This is a genomic window from Micromonospora globbae (assembly GCF_036184225.1).
Classification (GTDB): domain Bacteria; phylum Actinomycetota; class Actinomycetes; order Mycobacteriales; family Micromonosporaceae; genus Micromonospora; species Micromonospora globbae.
Map to the genome: position 1 here is coordinate 2088092 of NZ_CP108084.1, position 16742 is coordinate 2104833.

The following is a 16742-nucleotide window of genomic DNA, read 5'->3' on the forward strand; positions in this document are numbered from 1 at the left end:
GGCTCATCCGGGCAGGGGGCTCAGCGGGGTCTGCGTCCGGGCCCGCATCCGCAGGTCGAGGTCGGCGGGCAGCGTGGAGACCTCGTGCAGGACCGCGGCGCAGATGCCGGGCGGGTCGAGCCCGTGCTCGGCGAGCAGGCCGGCCCGCTCCCCGTGCGGGATGAACGCGGTCGGCAGGCCCAGCGCCCGCACCGGCGCGCCGACGGCCGCGTCGGCGAGCGCCAGCGCGACAGCGCTGCCGACGCCGCCGTCGCGGATGCCGTCCTCGACGGTCACGACGAGGGCGTGGTCGGCGGCGAACGCGGTCAGCGCGGGGTTGACGGGGCGGACCCAGCGGGGGTCCACGACGGTGCACTCCACGCCGGCCTCGGCGAGCAGGTCGGCGGCGTGCAGTGCGGGCGCCGCCATCGCGCCCACGGCGACCAGCAGGACGGGCGCCGCCGCGGCCGTGCGCAGCACGTCGATCCCGCCGGTGCGGTAGAGCGCCGGGATCTCGTCACCGACCCGCGCCTTCGGGAAGCGCAGCACCGTGGGGCCGTCCTGGTCGGCCACCGCCTCCCGCAGCTCCTCGCGCAGCGTCGCCTCGTCCCGCGGTGCGGCCACCCGCAGCCCCGGGACGGCGCCGAGCAGCGCGAGGTCCCACATGCCGTGGTGGCTGGGCCCGTCCGGGCCGGTGATGCCGGCCCGGTCGAGCACGAGCGTGACCGGCAGCCGGTGCAGGGCCACGTCGAGCAGGACCTGGTCGACGGCCCGGTTGAGGAAGGTCGCGTACACCGCCACGACGGGATGCTTCCCGCCGAGGGCGAGCCCGGCCGCCGACGTGACGGCGTGCTGCTCGGCGATGCCGACGTCGACGGTGCGGTCCGGGTAGCGGGCGCCGAACGCCGCCAGGCCGGTGGGGCCGAGCATCGCCGCGGACACCGCCACCAGGTCGGGATGGTCGGCGCCGATGGCCACCAGCTCGTCGGAGAGCGCGTCGGTCCAGGTCCGGCCGGGCGCGCTCGTCGGCTGCCCGGTGCGCGGGTCGACCACCCCCACGGCATGCAGCCGGTCGGCCTCGTCGGCCTCGCTGGGCGGGTGCCCGTACCCCTTGCGGGTGACGCAGTGGACCACCACCGACCGGTCGGCGGTGCGGGCCGCGTGCAGCGCGGCCTCGACCTGCGCGACGTCGTGTCCGTCGACCGGGCCCAGGTAGTCCAGGCCGAGCGCCTCGAAGAGCCCGGGTCCGTCGTCGTCGCCCTGCCGCCGGCCGAGGTGGGCCGCGAGGCCGCCGACGGTCGGCGCGTACGAGCGGCCGTTGTCGTTGAGCACGACCACCACCCGGCCCGGGGAGGTCGCGAGGTTGTTCAGCGCCTCCCAGGCGAGCCCGCCGGTCAGGGCGCCGTCACCGATGACCGCGACCACCGTGCGTCCCACCCCGTCGAGGGCGTACGCGCGGGCCAGCCCCTCGGCGTACGACAGCGCGGTCGACGCGTGCGAGTTCTCCACGAGGTCGTGCGGCGACTCGGCCCGCCGCGGGTAGCCGGAGAGGCCCCCGCGCCCGCGCAGCCCGCCGAAGCGCTCGCGGCGGCCGGTGAGCAGCTTGTGGACGTACGCCTGGTGTCCGGTGTCGAAGATGATCCGGTCGTGCGGGGAGCGGAACACCCGGTGCAGCGCCAGGGTCAGCTCGACCACGCCGAGGTTGGGTCCGAGGTGCCCGCCCCGCCGGCAGACCGCCTCCACGAGGAACTCCCGGATCTCGCTGGCGAGCAGCCCGAGCTGGTCGCGGGTGAGCCGGTCGAGGTCGGCGGGCTCGTTGACATCGTCAAGCAGGGACATCATCTCTCCGTCCGGGCACGCGACTCCGCGGCGACACCGTCTGGCTCACCGGCCGGCGGGGTGGCCGCCGGCGTGGGTCGTGCTGCGACGCTCGTCCACCGCACGCTGCGGATGCGGTGTGGCCCGTACCGCGAGTGCCGCGGCGGGGCCAGGGACAACGGGCCGCTTGGAACCTGCGCAAAATCACCTTAACCCTACTGATCTCACCTACCGCCTGAAATCGGTTCGAATAGCTCGACCAGGCGGGCGCGCGGCACGGCGGCGGGTCAGCGTTCGAGGGCGCGGACGACCACGGTGAGGTCCTCGTCGCCGAGGCCCTGGTCGACCGCCCCCTGCCACTCGGCGGCGAGACGGCCCGCGACCGGGAAGCGGTCCGCGTCCACGTCGCCCAGGGCCAGCCGCACGTCCTTGAGCGCGAGGCGCAGCGGGTACTGCGGCGAGTGGTCGTCCCGGCCGATCCGCTCCAGCTTCTCCGCCGCCCACGGGGAGACCAGCGTGCTGCCGTGCAGCGCGTCGAGCACCGTCGCCCGGTCGAGCCCGAGCGCCCGGCCGAGCGCCACGCACTCGGCGATCCCCTCGTTCACGAAGGCCAGCAGCAGGTTGTTGGCCATCTTGATCCGGGAACCCGCCCCCACCGGCCCGACCCAGACGGTACGCTGCCCGACCGCGTCGAAGACCGGCGCCACCCGGTCACGGGCCTGCTCCGGGCCCGAGGCGAGGACGACGAGTTTCCCCTGCTCGGCCGGGCCACGGCTGCCGGCCACCGGCGCGTCCACCAGGACGACGCCCGGCCGGCGCTCGGCCACCAGTCGGGCGACCCGGTCGGTGCCGGCCGCCCCGATGGTGCTCATCTGCGCCCAGACCGCGCCGTCGGGCATGGCGTCGAGCATGCCGCTGTCGGCCACGGCGAGGACGGCGTCGGCGTCGGTCACCATCGTGACCACGACGTCCGCCTCCCGTACGGCGTCGGCCGCGCTGTCGGCGACCCGCGCGCCCTGCTCGCCGAGGTCCCGGGCCGGCCCGGGGCTGCGGTTCCAGACCACCGTGGGCAGGCCGGCCCGGAGGATGTTGGCGGCCATCGGCCGTCCCATGCCGCCGAGCCCGAGGACGGCCACCCGCTGCGTCTGCGCCATCTGCACCCCTCCCCCGGCAGCGTACGGTCGGCACCGGGCGCGGAGGGCCGGAACGAGGAGGCCGGCCGGAGCCGGCTCGGCCCCGCGCACCCGGGCGGGTGCGGACCGGGTGGCGCCTGCGCGGGTGGCCCCCGCCGGCCGGCCCGCGTGGCGCGGCCACCGGTCGCGGCGCCCGCCCGCGCACGTTCCGCGCCGACCTCGGTCCACTGGGGATAGGGTCGGGGTCTGATGCGGACCAAACAGGAGCTCGGCGAGGCCATCCGGCGGGAGCGCCGGGCGGTGCTCGTCGTGAACGCCCACTCCCGCCGGGGCCGCCACCTCTACGAACGGGCCTGCGCGCTGCTCGCGTCCGCCGGTTTCGACCTCGTCGCCCACCACCCGGTCGAGGACGTGGGCCGGCTGGAACGCACGCTCGCCGAGGCCGCCGATCTCGGGCCGGACCTGCTCATCGCCGGCGGCGGCGACGGCACGCTCAGCGCCGCCGCGCGCCTGCTCGCCCACCGCGACATGGCGCTCGGTCTGCTGCCGATGGGCACCACGAACAACTTTGCCCGGACCGTCGGCGTCCCGCTGCGCCTCGACCGGGCCGTCGACGTCCTCGCCACCGGCACGGTGGTCGACGTCGACCTGGGGCTCGCCGGCGACACGCCGTTCACCAACCACGTCGGGGTCGGGCTGTCCGCCGACGTCATGCTCACGACGCCGCCGCGCCTGAAGCGCCTCACCGGGCGGGTCGCGTACCCGCTCACCGCCCTGGCCCTGCTCACCCGACACCGCCCGCTGCGCGCCACGATCCGCACGGCCGGCGCCGAGCACACCTACGTCACCCGGCAGCTGTACGTGGCGAACGGTGGCTTCCACGCCGGACGGCCGATCACGGCGGACGCGGACGCCGACGACCGGCTGCTGGTGGCGTACCCGGTGGGCGGCCCCAGCCGCCGCGGACTGCTGCGGGACACGGTGCGCAACGCGACGACCGGCCATCGCCGCACCTTGCACGAGCAGCCGTTCGTGGCCGTCGGCGAGCTGTGGCTGGAGACGGACCGGCCGGCGCCCGTCGAGGTCGACGGCGAGTTGCGCGGCCGTACGCCGATCCGCGTCGGCCTCGCGGCGAACGCGCTGCGGGTGATGGCGCCGGTCGGCACCGTCGACCGGTAGGTGCCGGTCGCGCGGGCGGTCCGGCTTCCTATCCTGCGGCCATGCCGATCACGCTGATCACCGGCATCCAGGCCGCCGGGAAGTCGACCGTCGCGCAGGCGCTCGCGGAGCGCCTGCCGCGGTCCGTCCACGTCCGGGGTGACCTGTTCCGCCGCATGATCGTCAACGGCCGCGTGGAGATGGGTCCCGCCGACCCGCCGGCCGAGGCCGTACGCCAGCTTCGGCTGCGGTACGCGCTCGCCGCGGCGGCCGCCGACGGGTACGCCGAGGCGGGCTTCCAGGTCGTGTTCCAGGACATCGTCCTGGGTGACGACCTCCCGTGGGTCGTCGACCGCATCCGCACCCGGCCGCTGTCCGTGGTGGTCCTGGCCCCCCGCGCCGAGGTGGTGGCGGCGCGGGACGCCGAACGCCGGCGGACGCGGGGCAAGGTGGCGTACCGGCCCGGGGACCAGGCTGTCGCCGCGCTCGACCACGCGCTGCGCGCGGCCACCCCGAGGCTGGGCCTGTGGATCGACACGTCGGATCTCACGGTGGCCGAGACGGTGGACCGGATCCTCGCCGGGACGGATTCGGCCGCGGTGGCGTGAGTGCGGCGGCGCCTGCCGCCCGTGGCGCCCCGCGCCAACGTTTCCACGCCCCAAATGAAACGGTTATTGCCAATGTGTTAACGCCGCATGACGATTGACGGTCAGGGGGGCCCTTCCCACAAGGAGGTTCTTCATGACCGAAGTAACTGAGGCCCCGGACGTCCGCACCTATCCACTGGGGACCAGCCGTCCCCCGCTCGCCGTCGCGGACCTGCCCGAACCGGAAGAGGTGTTCGGCGTACGCAGGCTCGGCCTCCCCCAGTTGGTCAAGTACGCGCTGGGCCCGAGCCTCATCGCCCTCGGCATCTCCATCGGCAGCGGGGAATGGTTGCTCGGCCCGCAGGCGGTGGGTCAGTTCGGTTTCGTCGGAGTCGGATGGGTCATCCTCGTCTCGGCCGTGCTCCAGACGTTCTACAACGTCGAGTCGTCCCGGTACGTGATGGCCACCGGCGAGGCGCCGGTCGTCGGCTGGGGGCGCGTGCCCCCCGGTTACCTGCTCTGGGTGCCGGTGGCCGTGTTCCTGGTCATCTTCGCGTTCATCGCCGGCGGCTGGGCGGCCTCGGCCGGCCAGGGCCTGTACGCTCTCGTCCACGGCGAGGTGCCCCCGGCCGGCGCCGAGGAGCCGCGACTGTGGGCGATCGCCCTGCTCGTGCTCGTGTTCGCGATGACCGCCGCGGCCCGGCGCATCAGCCGCACCCTGGAGCTGGCCAACTGGGTGATGGTCGGGACGATCCTGCTGGCGCTGCTGGCCATCACGCTGCTCGTCGTGCCCGGCAGCCTGTGGTGGGAGGGGATCCGCGGGTTCGTCACCCCGGCCGCCCCTCCGGAGGGCATCACGGCCACCCAACTGGGCGGGCTCGCCGGCTTCACGGCGCTGGCCTCCGGCCTGAACTGGTACGTGATGGGCCACTACCGGGACAAGGGCTACGGCATGGGCTACCGCACCGGCTACATCTCCGGGCTGCGCGGTGACCGGCGGGAACTGCTGGCCAGCGGGGTCACCTTCCCCGACGACCCGGCCAACGCGGCCCGCTGGAAGCGGTGGTACCGGCTGCTGCTCACCGACATGTGGGGCATCTTCTTCGTCGGCGCGATGCTGGGCATGCTGCTGCCGACGATCCTCATGGCCCAGGCCGTCGAGTTGTCCGGCGAGTCGCCCACCACGGCGACGGTGCCCACGTTCGTCGCCACCGCCCTCGAACCGGAGTACGGCCGGGCGATGTTCTACGGCATGCTGGTCATCGGCGTACTCATCCTGTTCAGCACGCAGCTCGGGATCTTCGAGGGCATGGTGCGGGTGACCACCGACGCCGCCCACGCCACCAGCCCCCGGCTGCGGCGCCTGCTCGAAGGCGACCCGCGCCGCTTCTACTACCCGTTCATGCTCCTGCTGCTCCTGATCATCGCGGTCATCCTGCACCTGGCGCTGCCGGTGAGCCTGGTGCAGTGGTCGGCGAACATGTCCAACCTCGGCGCGCTGATCTTCCCGTTCATGCTCATCTACCTGAACCGCCGCCTGCCGCGTGCCGCGCGTCCCCGCCCGTGGCACTACGTACTGCTGATCGTCAACGTCATCTTCTTCGGGTTCTTCTTCGTCAACTTCATCGCCGACTTCCTCGGCGATCCACTGGTCACCTTCTGATCTCCGCCGGCGGCCGGCGCGACGGGTGGAAGGGGCCCCTGCGGTGGGCAGGGGCCCCGTTCAGCGCAGCAGCTCGTCGACACCCCGGCCGTGGATCGAGGCGTCCAGCACCTCGACGGTGTGGGCGACGGGGAGTCGCCGGCCGAGCCGCCGCGCGGCCGAGGCGATCTGGAGCAGACATCCGGGGTTCGCGGTGACGAGCAGGTCGGCGCCGGTGGCGAGCACGTGGGCGGCCTTGCGCTCGCCCAGCTGCCCGGCGGGCTCCGGGTTCAGGACGTTCCACACCCCGGCCGACCCGCAGCAGATCTCGGGGTCGGCGATCTCCCGCACGGCGAGGCCCGGGACGGCGGCCAGCAGTTCCCGCGGCTGCGCCCGCACGCCCTGGGCGTGCGCCAGGTGGCAGGCGTCGTGGTAGGCGACGGTCACCGGCAGCGGGTGGCGCGGCGCCACCGGACCCAGCTCCACGAGCAGCTCGGAGAGATCGCGCACCGACGCCGCGAACGCGGCGGCCCGGTCGGCGTACGCGGGGTCGTCGGCGAGCAGTTCCCCGTAGTCCTTGAGGGCCGAACCGCAGCCCGCGGCGTTGACCACGAAGAAGTCGACGCCCGCGGAGTCGAAGACGTCGAGCAGGGCCCGGGCGAACCGCCGCGCCTCGGCCCGCCGGCCGTTGTGGACGCTCAGCGCCCCGCAGCAGCCCTGCCGCTCGGGGAGGATCAGCACCTCGCACCCCTCGGCGGCGAGGACCCGGGCGGTGGCCGCGTTCACCTGCGGGAAGAAGGCGTGCTGCACGCAGCCGGTGAGCATGCCGACCCGGGCGCGCCGGGTTCCCCGCGCGGGCACCCGGCGCGGGACGCGGGCGGCGCGCCCGATCGGGGGCGCCAGCGCGTCCAGCGCGGCGAGCGTGGGCGCCAGGCGCGGCAGCAGCCCGGTGCGGCGGACCAGCGCGCGCAGGCCGGTGGCCTGGTACGCCCGCAGCGGCCCGCGCAGCAGGCGCAGCCGTCGCGGGTACGGGAAGAGCGCGAAGACGGCGGCGCGCAGCGCCCGCTCGCGGCGGGGTCGGCGGTGCCGCCGCTCCACCTGCTGGCGGGTGTCCTCGATGAGCCGGTCGTACCGCACGCCGGACGGGCAGGCGGTGACGCACGCCATGCAGCCCAGGCAGCGGTCGACGTGGGCGACCATCGACGGGCTCAGCGGCTCGCCGTCGAGCCCCTGCTCCATGAGGTGGATCCGGCCGCGCGGCGAGTCCATCTCCTCTCCCCACAGCACGTACGTGGGGCAGGTGGGCAGGCAGAAACCACAGTGGACGCAGTCGTCGACCAGCTCCCGCCGGGGTGGGTGGTCGTCGTCGAAGGCCGGCTCGCCCGGCGCCGGGGCGACCGGCCCCAGCACGTCGCGGGGCACCGGTCGTCCACGCTGGTCGGGGATGCCGCTCACCTCAGATCCCTCCCACGAAGCGCCCGGGCGCGAAGCGGGCGTCCGGGTCGAACTGCGCCTTGACCCGGCGCATCAGGTGCAGGCCGTCGACGGGGCCCCACAGGTCGACCCGCTCCCGCACCTGCGGCGGTGCGGTGAGCACCACGGCGTGCCCACCGGCCGACCCGGCGACGACCCGCAACTCCGCCACGGTCCGGGCCACCACGTCGGGCGGGGTGGCGCTGGGCAGGCCGGCGTGCAGGACCCCGGCGCCGGCCGAGCCGCGGACGGCCAGCGCCACCCCGTGCCGGCGCCGCGCCTCGGCGGCGGCCGCGAGCAGCCGGGGAACGCCGGACAGGGCGGCCGTGAGCGTGAGCCCGACGTCGCCGGGGCGCCACGGGTAGGACGACCACCAGGGCGGCGGCTCGTCGGCGACGGTGGCCCCGCCGAGCAGCGCACGCGTCGCCGCGGCCCGCTCCTTCACCCCCCGGGGCGTGCCCTCCAGCAGCACGGCCACCTCCGTACGGCCGTCGGGCGCCGCGTCGACCTCCAGCGCGCTCGGCACCACCTGGGCGGCGAGGACGGCGGCGGCGAGGCGCCCCGCCTCGGCGGCGTCGCCGGCCCGGCGGGTCAGGAAGGCCCGCGCGGCGGGCAGCGGGTGCAGCCGGAACGCGCACTCGGCCACCAGCCCCAGGGTGCCGTACGCGCCGGTGAACAGCTTCCCGAGGTCGTAACCGGCCACGTTCTTCACGACCTTGCCGCCGGCGCGGGCCACCACACCGTCGGGCCGGACGACGGTGATCCCGATCAGCAGGTCCCGGACCGTGCCGTACCGCATCCGGCGGGGTCCGCTCGTGTTCGTGGCCACGACGCCGCCCACGGTGGACGCCGCGCCCGGCGGCAGCGGCGTGTCGAGCGCGAGGTGCTGGCCGGCGGTGGCCAGCGCCGCCTGGAGTTCCGCCACCGGGGTGCCGGCCCGGACGACGACGATGAGGTCCCCGGCCGCGTGCTCCACGACGCCGGCGAGCCGGCGGGTGTCCAGCAGCAGGTCCAGACGGCGTGGCGGGTTCGCCCAGTCCTGTCTGGTGCCGGCACCGCGCACCACCACGGCGAGGCCCCGGGCCGCGGCGACCCGCACCAGCGCGGCGGCCTCCGCCGTGGAGCCGGGCGCGGCCACGTACCGGGGACGGACGCCCGCCACCACGTCCTCGTCCCCGGCGGGCCGGACCACCGCGGCGTCGGGTCCGTCCGGACCGGCCGGACGGGCTCCGTCGTCGGCCGGACCGGTCGCCTCGCCGGCCGCCGCGCGGAGGGCGGCGAGGACGTCCCCGGCCATCAGAACATCTCCGCGAGGCCGGCCTCCTGCACCGGGTGGACGCCTCTGCGCCGGCCGGGAACCTCCCCGCAGAGCCGGGGCGTCGGGAAGACCTTGCCCGGGTTGGCGAGCCCGCGCGGGTCGAAGGCGCACCGCAGCAGCTGCATGGTGTCGAGGTCGTCGTCCGTGTACATGCGGGGCATGAAGCTCACCTTGTCCATGCCGACGCCGTGCTCGCCCGTGATGGAACCGCCCTGCGCCACGCAGATGTCGAGGATCGCGGCGGAGACCTCCTCGGCCCGCTCGGCCTGGCCGGGCACGGCGTCGTCGAAGAGGACGAGCGGGTGCAGGTTGCCGTCGCCAGCGTGGAACACGTTCGCGACCCGCACCCCGTGGCGCGCCGAGATCTCCGCGATGCGGCGCAGCACCTCGGGCAGCGCCGTACGCGGGATGACCCCGTCCTGGACGATGTAGTCCGGGCTGATCCGGCCGACCGCCGCGAAGGCCGACTTGCGCCCCTTCCAGATGAGGGCCCGCTCGGCGTCGTCGGCGGCGACGCGGATCTCGGTGGCGCCGTTGTCGCGGCAGAGCCGCTCCACGTCGGCGAACTGGGCGTCGACCTCGGCGGCGGGGCCGTCCAGCTCGACGATCAGCACGGCGCCGGCGCCCGCCGGGTACCCGCACCGCACGGCCGCCTCGGCGGCCTCGATGGCGAGCGCGTCCATCATCTCGATGGCCGCGGGGACCACGCCGGCCGCGATGATCGCCGAGGTCGCCGCGCCGGCCTGGTCGGTGCCGGCGAAGCCGGCCAGCAGCGTCCGCACCGACTCCGGTGAGCGGGTGAGCCGCACGGTGACCTCCGTGGTGATGCCGAGCGTCCCCTCGGAGCCGACGAAGGCGCCCAGCAGGTCGTAGCCGGGTGCGTCGGGCGCGCGGCCGCCGAGGCGCACCAGGTCACCGTCCGGTGTGACCACCTCCAGCCCGGTGACGTGGTTGGTGGTGAAGCCGTACTTCAGGCAGTGCGCGCCGCCGGAGTTCTCGGCGACGTTGCCGCCGATCGAGCAGACCTGCTGACTCGACGGGTCCGGCGCGTAGTGGTAGCCGTAGGGGGCCGCGGCGCGGCTCACGTGGAGGTTGATGACTCCCGGCTCCACCACGGCCCGCTCGTCGGCGGGGGCGATCTCGCGGATCGCCCGCATCTGGGACGTCACGATCAGCACCCCGTCGGCGTGCGGGAGCGCGCCGCCGGACAGGCCGGTGCCCGAGCCGCGGGCCACGAACGGCACGCCGGCGTCGACGCAGGCCCGGACGGTCGCCGCGCACTCGGCGGCGGTGCGGGGCAGCGCCACGAGGGCGGGGACCACCCGGTACTGGGCGAGCCCGTCGCACTCGTAGGTGCGCAGCTCCTGCCGGTCGGTGATCACCTGGTGGTCACCGAGCACGGCCCGCAGGGTCGCGGCGAGGGTGCTGACGTCCGTCGTGGTCATCGCCGCCTCCCGTGCGGGCCGCAGGTGTCAGGTGTCGGCTGTCAGGGCATCCGTTCGTACGCGGGCAGGGTGAGGAAGTCGACGAAGTCGTCCGCCACGGCGACCTCCAGGAACAGCGCCCGCGCCGCGGCGTGGTCGGCCGGGTCGCCGGGGAGCTTCGCCAGCTCCTCGTCGGCGAGGCGCTCCACCAGGGCCCGGTCGACCGTCGCGCCGGTGTCGTCGAGCGCGACGCCGTTGTGCAGCCACTGCCACACCTGGGAGCGGGAGATCTCGGCCGTGGCGGCGTCCTCCATGAGGTGGAAGATGGCCACCGCGCCCGTGCCCCGCAGCCAGCTCGTCAGGTACTGGATGCCGACGCTCACGGCGTTGCGCAGCCCCGCCTCGGTGCGCCGGCCCGGCGTGGCCCGGACGTCGAGCAGCTGCGCGGCGGTGACGTGCACGTCCTCCCGGGTCCGGTCGATCTGGTGGGGCCGGTCGCCGAGGACGGCGTCGAAGACCTCGCGGCAGACCGGCACGAGGTCGGGGTGGGCCACCCAGGAGCCGTCGAACCCGTCGCCCGCCTCGCGGGTCTTGTCCTCGCGGACCTTCGCGAGCGCCGTCTCGTTGACCTGCGGGTCGCGGCGGCTCGGGATGAACGCGGCCATGCCGCCGATGGCGTGCGCGCCGCGCCGGTGGCAGGTCCGCACCAGCAGTTCGGTGTACGCGCGCATGAACGGCGCGGTCATCGTCACCGCGTTGCGGTCCGGCAGGAGGAAGTCGCGCCCCCGGGTGCGGAACGTCTTGATGACGCTGAACATGTAGTCCCACCGGCCGGCGTTGAGCCCGGCGGCGTGGTCGCGCAGCTCGTAGAGGATCTCGTCCATCTCGAACGCCGCCGCGTAGGTCTCGATGAGCACCGTGGCGCGGATCGTGCCGCGCGGTAGGCCGAGGTGGTCCTGGGCGGACAGGAACACGTCGTTCCAGAGCCGCGCCTCGAGGTGGCTCTCCATCTTCGGCAGGTAGAAGTAGGGGCCGTGGCCGAGGTCGAGCTGACGCCGCGCGCAGTGGAAGAGGTAGAGGGCGAAGTCGACGAGGCTGCCCGAGGTGCGTTCGCCGTCGACGAGGATGTGCTTCTCGGTGAGGTGCCAGCCGCGCGGCCGGACCACGATCGTGGCCAGGTCGCCGTCGTGCAGCGTGTAGCGCCGGCCGTCGGGCGCGGTGTGGGTGAGCGTGCGGTCGACGGCGTCGCGCAGGTTGAGCTGGCCGCCGATGACGTTCTCCCACCGGGGCGTGTTGGCGTCCTCGAGGTCGGCGAGCCACACCTTCGCGCCGGAGTTGAGCGCGTTGACGGTCATCTTGGCGTCGGTCGGCCCGGTGATCTCCACGCGCCGGTCCACGAGCCCGGGGGCGGGCGGCGCCACCCGCCAGTCGCCGTCCCGGACGTGCCGGGTGTGCGGGAGGAAGTCCAGCGATCCGCCGGCCGCCAGCGCGGCGACGCGGGCGGCACGGGCGGCGAGCAGGTCGCGGCGGCGGGCGTCGAAGGCGCGGTGCAGCTCCGCCACGAACGCCAGCGCCGGCGGGGTGAGGATCTCCTCGTAGCGGTCGTGCCGGGGGCCGACGACCTCGACGCCTTCGGGCAGCTGCATGCCGCGCTCCTCACCGTGGTGGGGTGACCCGGATCGATCCACGGGAATTGCTGCCGTCGACTCTAGTGGCACCGGCGGTGATCCGCGAGGGGCCGCGGCCGGGTGACCGCGCGGGGGCGATGTAGCAAACCTTCTTGACGATTCATAGACGTGTAGCTAAGTTTCAGCCATCCGGACTGAGAGGCAGTCGTCTATGAAGGCCCGTCTCGCCATCGCATCCGTCCTGGTCGCCGTCCTGAGTGCCACCCTCGCGCCGCTGCCGGTACGGGCGTCCGCGCCGCCCGCGCCCGCCGGCGAGCACGGCTGGGTCACCTCGACGCTGCGGCACATGAGCCTCGAACAGAAGGTCGGGCAGCTCTTCGCCACGTACGTCTACGGCGCCGACGCCACCGAGCCCAGCGCCGCCGACCGCGCCGCCAACCGGGCCGCGTTCGGGGTCGAGACCCCCGCCGAGGTGGTCGAGGAGTACCACCTCGGTGGCGTCTGCTACTTCTCCTGGTCGCACAACCTGGACAGCCCCCGGCAGATCGCCACCCTCTCCAACGGACTGCAACGCGCGGCGCTGGGCGACGGGCGCAAGGGCCGGGTGCCCCTGCTGATCTCCACCGACCAGGAGCAGGGCGTGGTGCTGCGGATGCCCCCGCCCGCCGCCCAGTTCCCCGGCGCGATGGCCCTGGGCGCGGGCCGCTCACCCCAGGCCGCGCGCACCGCCGCGGAGATCACCGGCCGTGAGCTGCGCGCCGTCGGCATCCGCCAGCCGTACGCGCCGATCGCCGACGTCAACGTCGACCCGGCCAACCCGGTGATCGGCGTACGGTCGTTCGGCTCCGACCCCGCCCTCGTGGCCGACCTCACCGCCGCCCAGGTCGACGGCTTCCAGGACGGCGCCGGCGTGACGGCGGTGGCGAAGCACTTCCCCGGCCACGGGGACACCGACAACGACAGCCACACCGACCTGCCGGTCATCAACCACACCCGGCAGGAGTGGGAGCGGATCGACGCGCCGCCGTTCCGGCGGGCGATCCGCGCCGGCGTCGAGTCGATCATGACGGCCCACATCGTCGTGCCCGCCCTCGACCCGTCCGGCGACCCGGCGACCCTGTCACCGAGGATCCTCACCGGCGTGCTGCGGGGCGAACTCGGCTTCCGGGGCGTCATCGTCACCGACGCGCTGAACATGGCCGCCGTACGGCAGAGGTACGGCGACGAGCGGGTTCCCGTGCTGGCGCTGAAGGCCGGCGCCGACCAGCTCCTGATGCCGCCGGACCTGCGCCTGGCACGGGACGCGGTGCTGCGCGCCGTGGCCACCGGGGAGCTGTCCGAGCGGCGCATCGACGAGTCGGTCCGGCGTATCCTCACCCTGAAGTACCGGCAGGGCCTGACCCGCTCGCCACTGGTCGACGTGGACGCGGCCGTGCGGACGGTCGGCGCGCCGGAGCACCTGCGGGCCGTCACGCGGGTCACCGACGGCACGCTCACCGCGGTCCGGAACGACGACGGGCTGCTGCCCCTGCGGCCCGCCGACCGGTCGGTGCTCGTCACCGGCTGGAACACCGCCGCCTTCGCCCCGATCGAGACCGTCGCGCAGGGGTTCACCGCCCGCGGCGCCCGCGCCACCGCCCGGCCCGCCACCCTGCCGTCCGACGCGGTCATCGCCGCGACGGCCGCCGAGGCGGCCGGGCACGACCTCACCGTCGTGCTCGTGAACAAGGCGTGGGACACCACGGTGACCGATCCGCGGGGCAGCCAGCAGCGCCTCGTGGCCGCGCTGCTGGCCACCGGGCGGCCCGTCGTCGTGGTGGCGGTGCGGGATCCGTACGACATCGCCCACCTGCCGGGGGTGCGGACGTACCTGGCCAGCTACTCGTACACCCGGGCGGCCATGGACACCCTGGTGCGCGCGCTGCACGGGGAGCTCTCGCCGCGCGGGCGCCTGCCCGTGACGATCCCGGCCGCCGACGGCGGCGTGCCGTACCCGTACGGCCACGGCCTGACCTGGTAGGAGGCACCATGCCGCACCGGAACACCCCCGTGCCCGGACCAGTGCGGGCGCTCACGATCGGCCTGGCCGTGGCCGTCACGGTGGCCGCGGCGCCGGCCGGCGCCACCGCCGCACCGCCCGACCCGGCCGCCACGCCGCCCACCGCCGGACCGTCCCTCGACGCCGCGCCGGCCGCACAGGCCACCCGGTGGGGCGCGCCGGACGTCACCCCCGCCGACATCCGCTTCCGGCACGACACGCTCCGGCGCGGCAGCGCCCGCCAGGTCGGTCTGCTTCCCGAGCAGGTGGCGCGCATGCCCGCGGACCTCGCCGCGTACCTCGAACCGACGCCGGACCACCCCGGGCACCCGACGTACGCGGGCGCCGTCGTGCTGGCGGCCAAGGACGGCGTCGTCGTGCAGCACGCCGCCGTGGGCACCGCCGTGCGGTACCGCGAGGTGGGGCCGCCGCCGGAACTGGTCGGCGTGGAGCTCCCCGCCGACCAGCAGATCCCGATGCGGCCGGACACGATCGTCGACCTGGCGTCGGTGTCGAAGCTGTTCACCACGATCGTGGTCCTGCAACAGGTCGAACGGGGACGGGTGTACCTGGACGCCCCGGTCGCCCGCTACGTCCCCGAGTTCGCCGCCGGAGGCAAGGAGGCGGTGACCGTACGCATGCTGCTCACCCACACCTCCGGCCTACCGGCGTTCACACCGCTGTGGAGCGCCTACCCGACACCGGAGCAACGGTTCGCGGCGGCGCTCGCCACACCGGTCACCGCCCCGCCGGGCAGTCGGTACGTCTACTCCGACCTCGGCCTGATCGCGCTGGGCGTGCTCGTCGAGCGGGTCACCGGCCGGTCCCTGGCCGACCTGGTCCGCGACGGTGTCACGGCCCCGCTCGGCATGACCGACACCGGCTACAACCCCGGCCCCGAGCGGCGCGCCCGCATCGCCGCCACCGAGTACCAGCCGTACGCGGGGCGCGGCATGGTCTGGGGCGAGGTGCACGACGAGAACGCCTGGTCGCTCGGGGGCGTCGCCGGCCACGCGGGAGTCTTCTCCACGGCGGCCGACCTGGCCGTGCTCTGCCAGTCGCTGCTCAACGGCGGCGAGTACCGCGGCAGGCGCATCCTGCGGCCGGAGACGGTGCGGGCGATGCTGGTCAACTACAACGCGCCGCTGGAGCAGGCCTACCCGGAGAGCGACCGCGGCCTCGGCTTCGAGCTGAACAAGCACTGGTACATGATGGGTCTCTCCTCCCCCGTCGCGTTCGGGCACACCGGCTTCACGGGGACGTCCCTGGTGGTCGACCCGCTCTCCCACTCCTTCGTGATCCTGCTCAGCAACCGGGTGCACCCGGACCGCGGCTGGGGCAGCAACAACGTGGCCCGGCGCGCCGTGGCACGCGACCTCGCCGAGGCGATGCCCGTGCGGCCCCACACCCGGGAGGCGTGGCGCGCCGACCAGCGCGACTCCGCCACGGCCACGCTCACCGCGCCGCTGCGCCGGCCGGCGCGGGGCGGCACGGCGAGCTTCCTGCTCTGGTACGACACCGAGCCGCGCTACGACAGCGCACGGGTCGAGGTCTCCACCGACGGCGGCGCGACGTGGGCGCCCGTGCCGATGGTGCTGCGCCACGCCGGCCAGCGGTGGCGCAGCGACGGCACGGTCACCGGCTACGGCGGCCGGGTGTGGTGGCAGGTCACGGCCGACCTGCCGGACGGGGCCACCCATCTGCGGTGGCGCAGCGTCACCGACGTGTCGAGCCAGGGACGCGGTGTCTACGTCGACGGGATCGTCGTGGCCGACCGCGACGGACTGCTGTTCAGCGGTGAGGGCGCCGATTCCGCCCGGCTTCGCGCCGACGGCTGGTCGCCCGCGCGCACCTGACCGGCTCCGTCGGGCCGGCGGACGGGCAGGGCGCCCGCCCGCCGGTCCGGCGCGCGGCCTCAGGTCTGCGGCAGGTGCGTCCGGGCCTCCTCGTAGCCGGCGTCGCCGGCCGGGGTGGTCGGGGCGTAGACGAGGTTGAGCACGCCCGTCGAGAAGGTCTGCGAGGTCAGCAGGCGGAGCGGGATCGACGGCCCGCCCTCCTCGAACAGGCGCATGCCCTACCGCACGGCGATCGGGTGCACGAGCAGGTGCAGCTCGTCCAGCAGCCCGGCGGACAGCAACTGCCGGACGATCGACACCGACCCGCTCATGCCGATGAGCCCGTCACCGGGCTCGTGCTTCAGCGCGGTGACGGCCTCCACGAGGTCGCCGCGCAGCTGTTCGGAGTTGCGCCAGGTGAACTGGAGCGGCTGGTGCGACACGACGATCTTCCGCAGGTCGCCGAGCGTCTTCGCGAAGCCCGCGTCCTCGTCGCCGGCCGTCTCCCGATCCGGCCACGCGCCCGCGAAGCTGTCGTACGTCCGGCGGCCGAGCAGCAGCGTGTCGGCGCCGTCGAGCTGACTGCCCACGGCGGCGCCCATCTCGTCGTTGAAGTACGGGAAGTGCCACTGGTCCGGAGCCTCGACGACACCGTCGAGCGAGATGAACAGCCCCGCCCGGATCTTCTTCATGAAGCCTCTCCCCCTGT

Annotated in this window: 13 protein-coding genes; 5 read left to right on the plus strand and 8 right to left on the minus strand. The window is 74.8% G+C overall.

From position 1 onward, the window contains the following. Positions 1-3: 3 nt before the first annotated feature. Both OG994_RS09340 and OG994_RS09345 read right to left on the minus strand, forming a co-directional pair. Complete coding sequence (locus OG994_RS09340; protein ID WP_328852848.1) at positions 4-1818, minus strand: 1-deoxy-D-xylulose-5-phosphate synthase; 1815 nt, start codon at positions 1816-1818, stop codon at positions 4-6. 266 nt (positions 1819-2084) lie between these two features. Further along, complete coding sequence (locus OG994_RS09345; RefSeq protein ID WP_328852849.1) at positions 2085-2951, minus strand: NAD(P)-dependent oxidoreductase; 867 nt, start codon at positions 2949-2951, stop codon at positions 2085-2087. A gap of 228 nt (positions 2952-3179) precedes the next feature. On the opposite strand from OG994_RS09345, the gene OG994_RS09350 reads away from it, so the two are divergent. The 3 genes from OG994_RS09350 to OG994_RS09360 all read left to right on the plus strand — a co-directional run bounded on the left by OG994_RS09350 (position 3180) and on the right by OG994_RS09360 (position 6338). Then, positions 3180-4109 carry a diacylglycerol/lipid kinase family protein gene (locus OG994_RS09350; protein ID WP_120329177.1) on the plus strand — a complete coding sequence of 310 codons (930 nt, stop codon included), beginning with the start codon at positions 3180-3182 and terminating at the stop codon, positions 4107-4109. Positions 4110-4150: 41 nt separating this feature from the next. Continuing rightward, complete coding sequence (locus OG994_RS09355; RefSeq protein ID WP_328852850.1) at positions 4151-4696, plus strand: AAA family ATPase; 546 nt, start codon at positions 4151-4153, stop codon at positions 4694-4696. Between the two features lie 133 nt (positions 4697-4829). Beyond that, the gene (locus OG994_RS09360; protein ID WP_328852851.1) at positions 4830-6338 is read left to right on the plus strand and encodes an Nramp family divalent metal transporter; all 1509 of its coding nucleotides are present in this window, start codon (positions 4830-4832) and stop codon (positions 6336-6338) included. A gap of 60 nt (positions 6339-6398) precedes the next feature. Here OG994_RS09360 and OG994_RS09365 read toward each other — a convergent pair whose 3' ends face one another. From OG994_RS09365 to aceB, 4 genes are read right to left on the minus strand one after another with little or no spacing between them, the layout of a single operon-like run. Then, positions 6399-7772, minus strand: a complete 1374-nt coding sequence (locus tag OG994_RS09365) for a (Fe-S)-binding protein (RefSeq protein ID WP_192902166.1) — start codon at positions 7770-7772, stop codon at positions 6399-6401. Between the two features lies 1 nt (position 7773). Continuing rightward, on the minus strand, positions 7774-9087 hold the full coding sequence (locus tag OG994_RS09370; protein ID WP_328852852.1) for an FAD-binding oxidoreductase: 1314 nt from the start codon (positions 9085-9087) through the stop codon (positions 7774-7776). Next, positions 9087-10553, minus strand: a complete 1467-nt coding sequence (locus OG994_RS09375) for an FAD-linked oxidase C-terminal domain-containing protein (RefSeq protein ID WP_328852853.1) — start codon at positions 10551-10553, stop codon at positions 9087-9089. Before OG994_RS09375 ends, OG994_RS09370 begins: the two co-directional genes overlap by 1 nt. A gap of 41 nt (positions 10554-10594) precedes the next feature. Further along, complete coding sequence (aceB, locus tag OG994_RS09380) at positions 10595-12178, minus strand: malate synthase A (protein WP_328852854.1); 1584 nt, start codon at positions 12176-12178, stop codon at positions 10595-10597. Between the two features lie 193 nt (positions 12179-12371). On the opposite strand from aceB, the gene OG994_RS09385 reads away from it, so the two are divergent. Together OG994_RS09385 and OG994_RS09390 are read left to right on the plus strand one after the other, a co-directional pair. Next, on the plus strand, positions 12372-14180 hold the full coding sequence (locus OG994_RS09385) for a glycoside hydrolase family 3 protein (protein WP_328852855.1): 1809 nt from the start codon (positions 12372-12374) through the stop codon (positions 14178-14180). A gap of 8 nt (positions 14181-14188) precedes the next feature. Further along, positions 14189-16054 (plus strand): serine hydrolase, encoded by a 1866-nt coding sequence (locus OG994_RS09390; RefSeq protein ID WP_328852856.1) that lies wholly within the window; start codon positions 14189-14191, stop codon positions 16052-16054. A 59-nt stretch (positions 16055-16113) separates the two neighbouring features. Here OG994_RS09390 and OG994_RS09395 read toward each other — a convergent pair whose 3' ends face one another. Both OG994_RS09395 and OG994_RS09400 read right to left on the minus strand, forming a co-directional pair. Next, entirely contained in the window at positions 16114-16269 is a 156-nt protein-coding gene (locus OG994_RS09395) for a hypothetical protein (protein WP_328852857.1), read from the minus strand. 3 nt (positions 16270-16272) lie between these two features. Continuing rightward, the gene (locus OG994_RS09400) at positions 16273-16725 is read right to left on the minus strand and encodes a dihydrofolate reductase family protein (RefSeq protein WP_328852858.1); all 453 of its coding nucleotides are present in this window, start codon (positions 16723-16725) and stop codon (positions 16273-16275) included. Positions 16726-16742 lie beyond the last annotated feature (17 nt).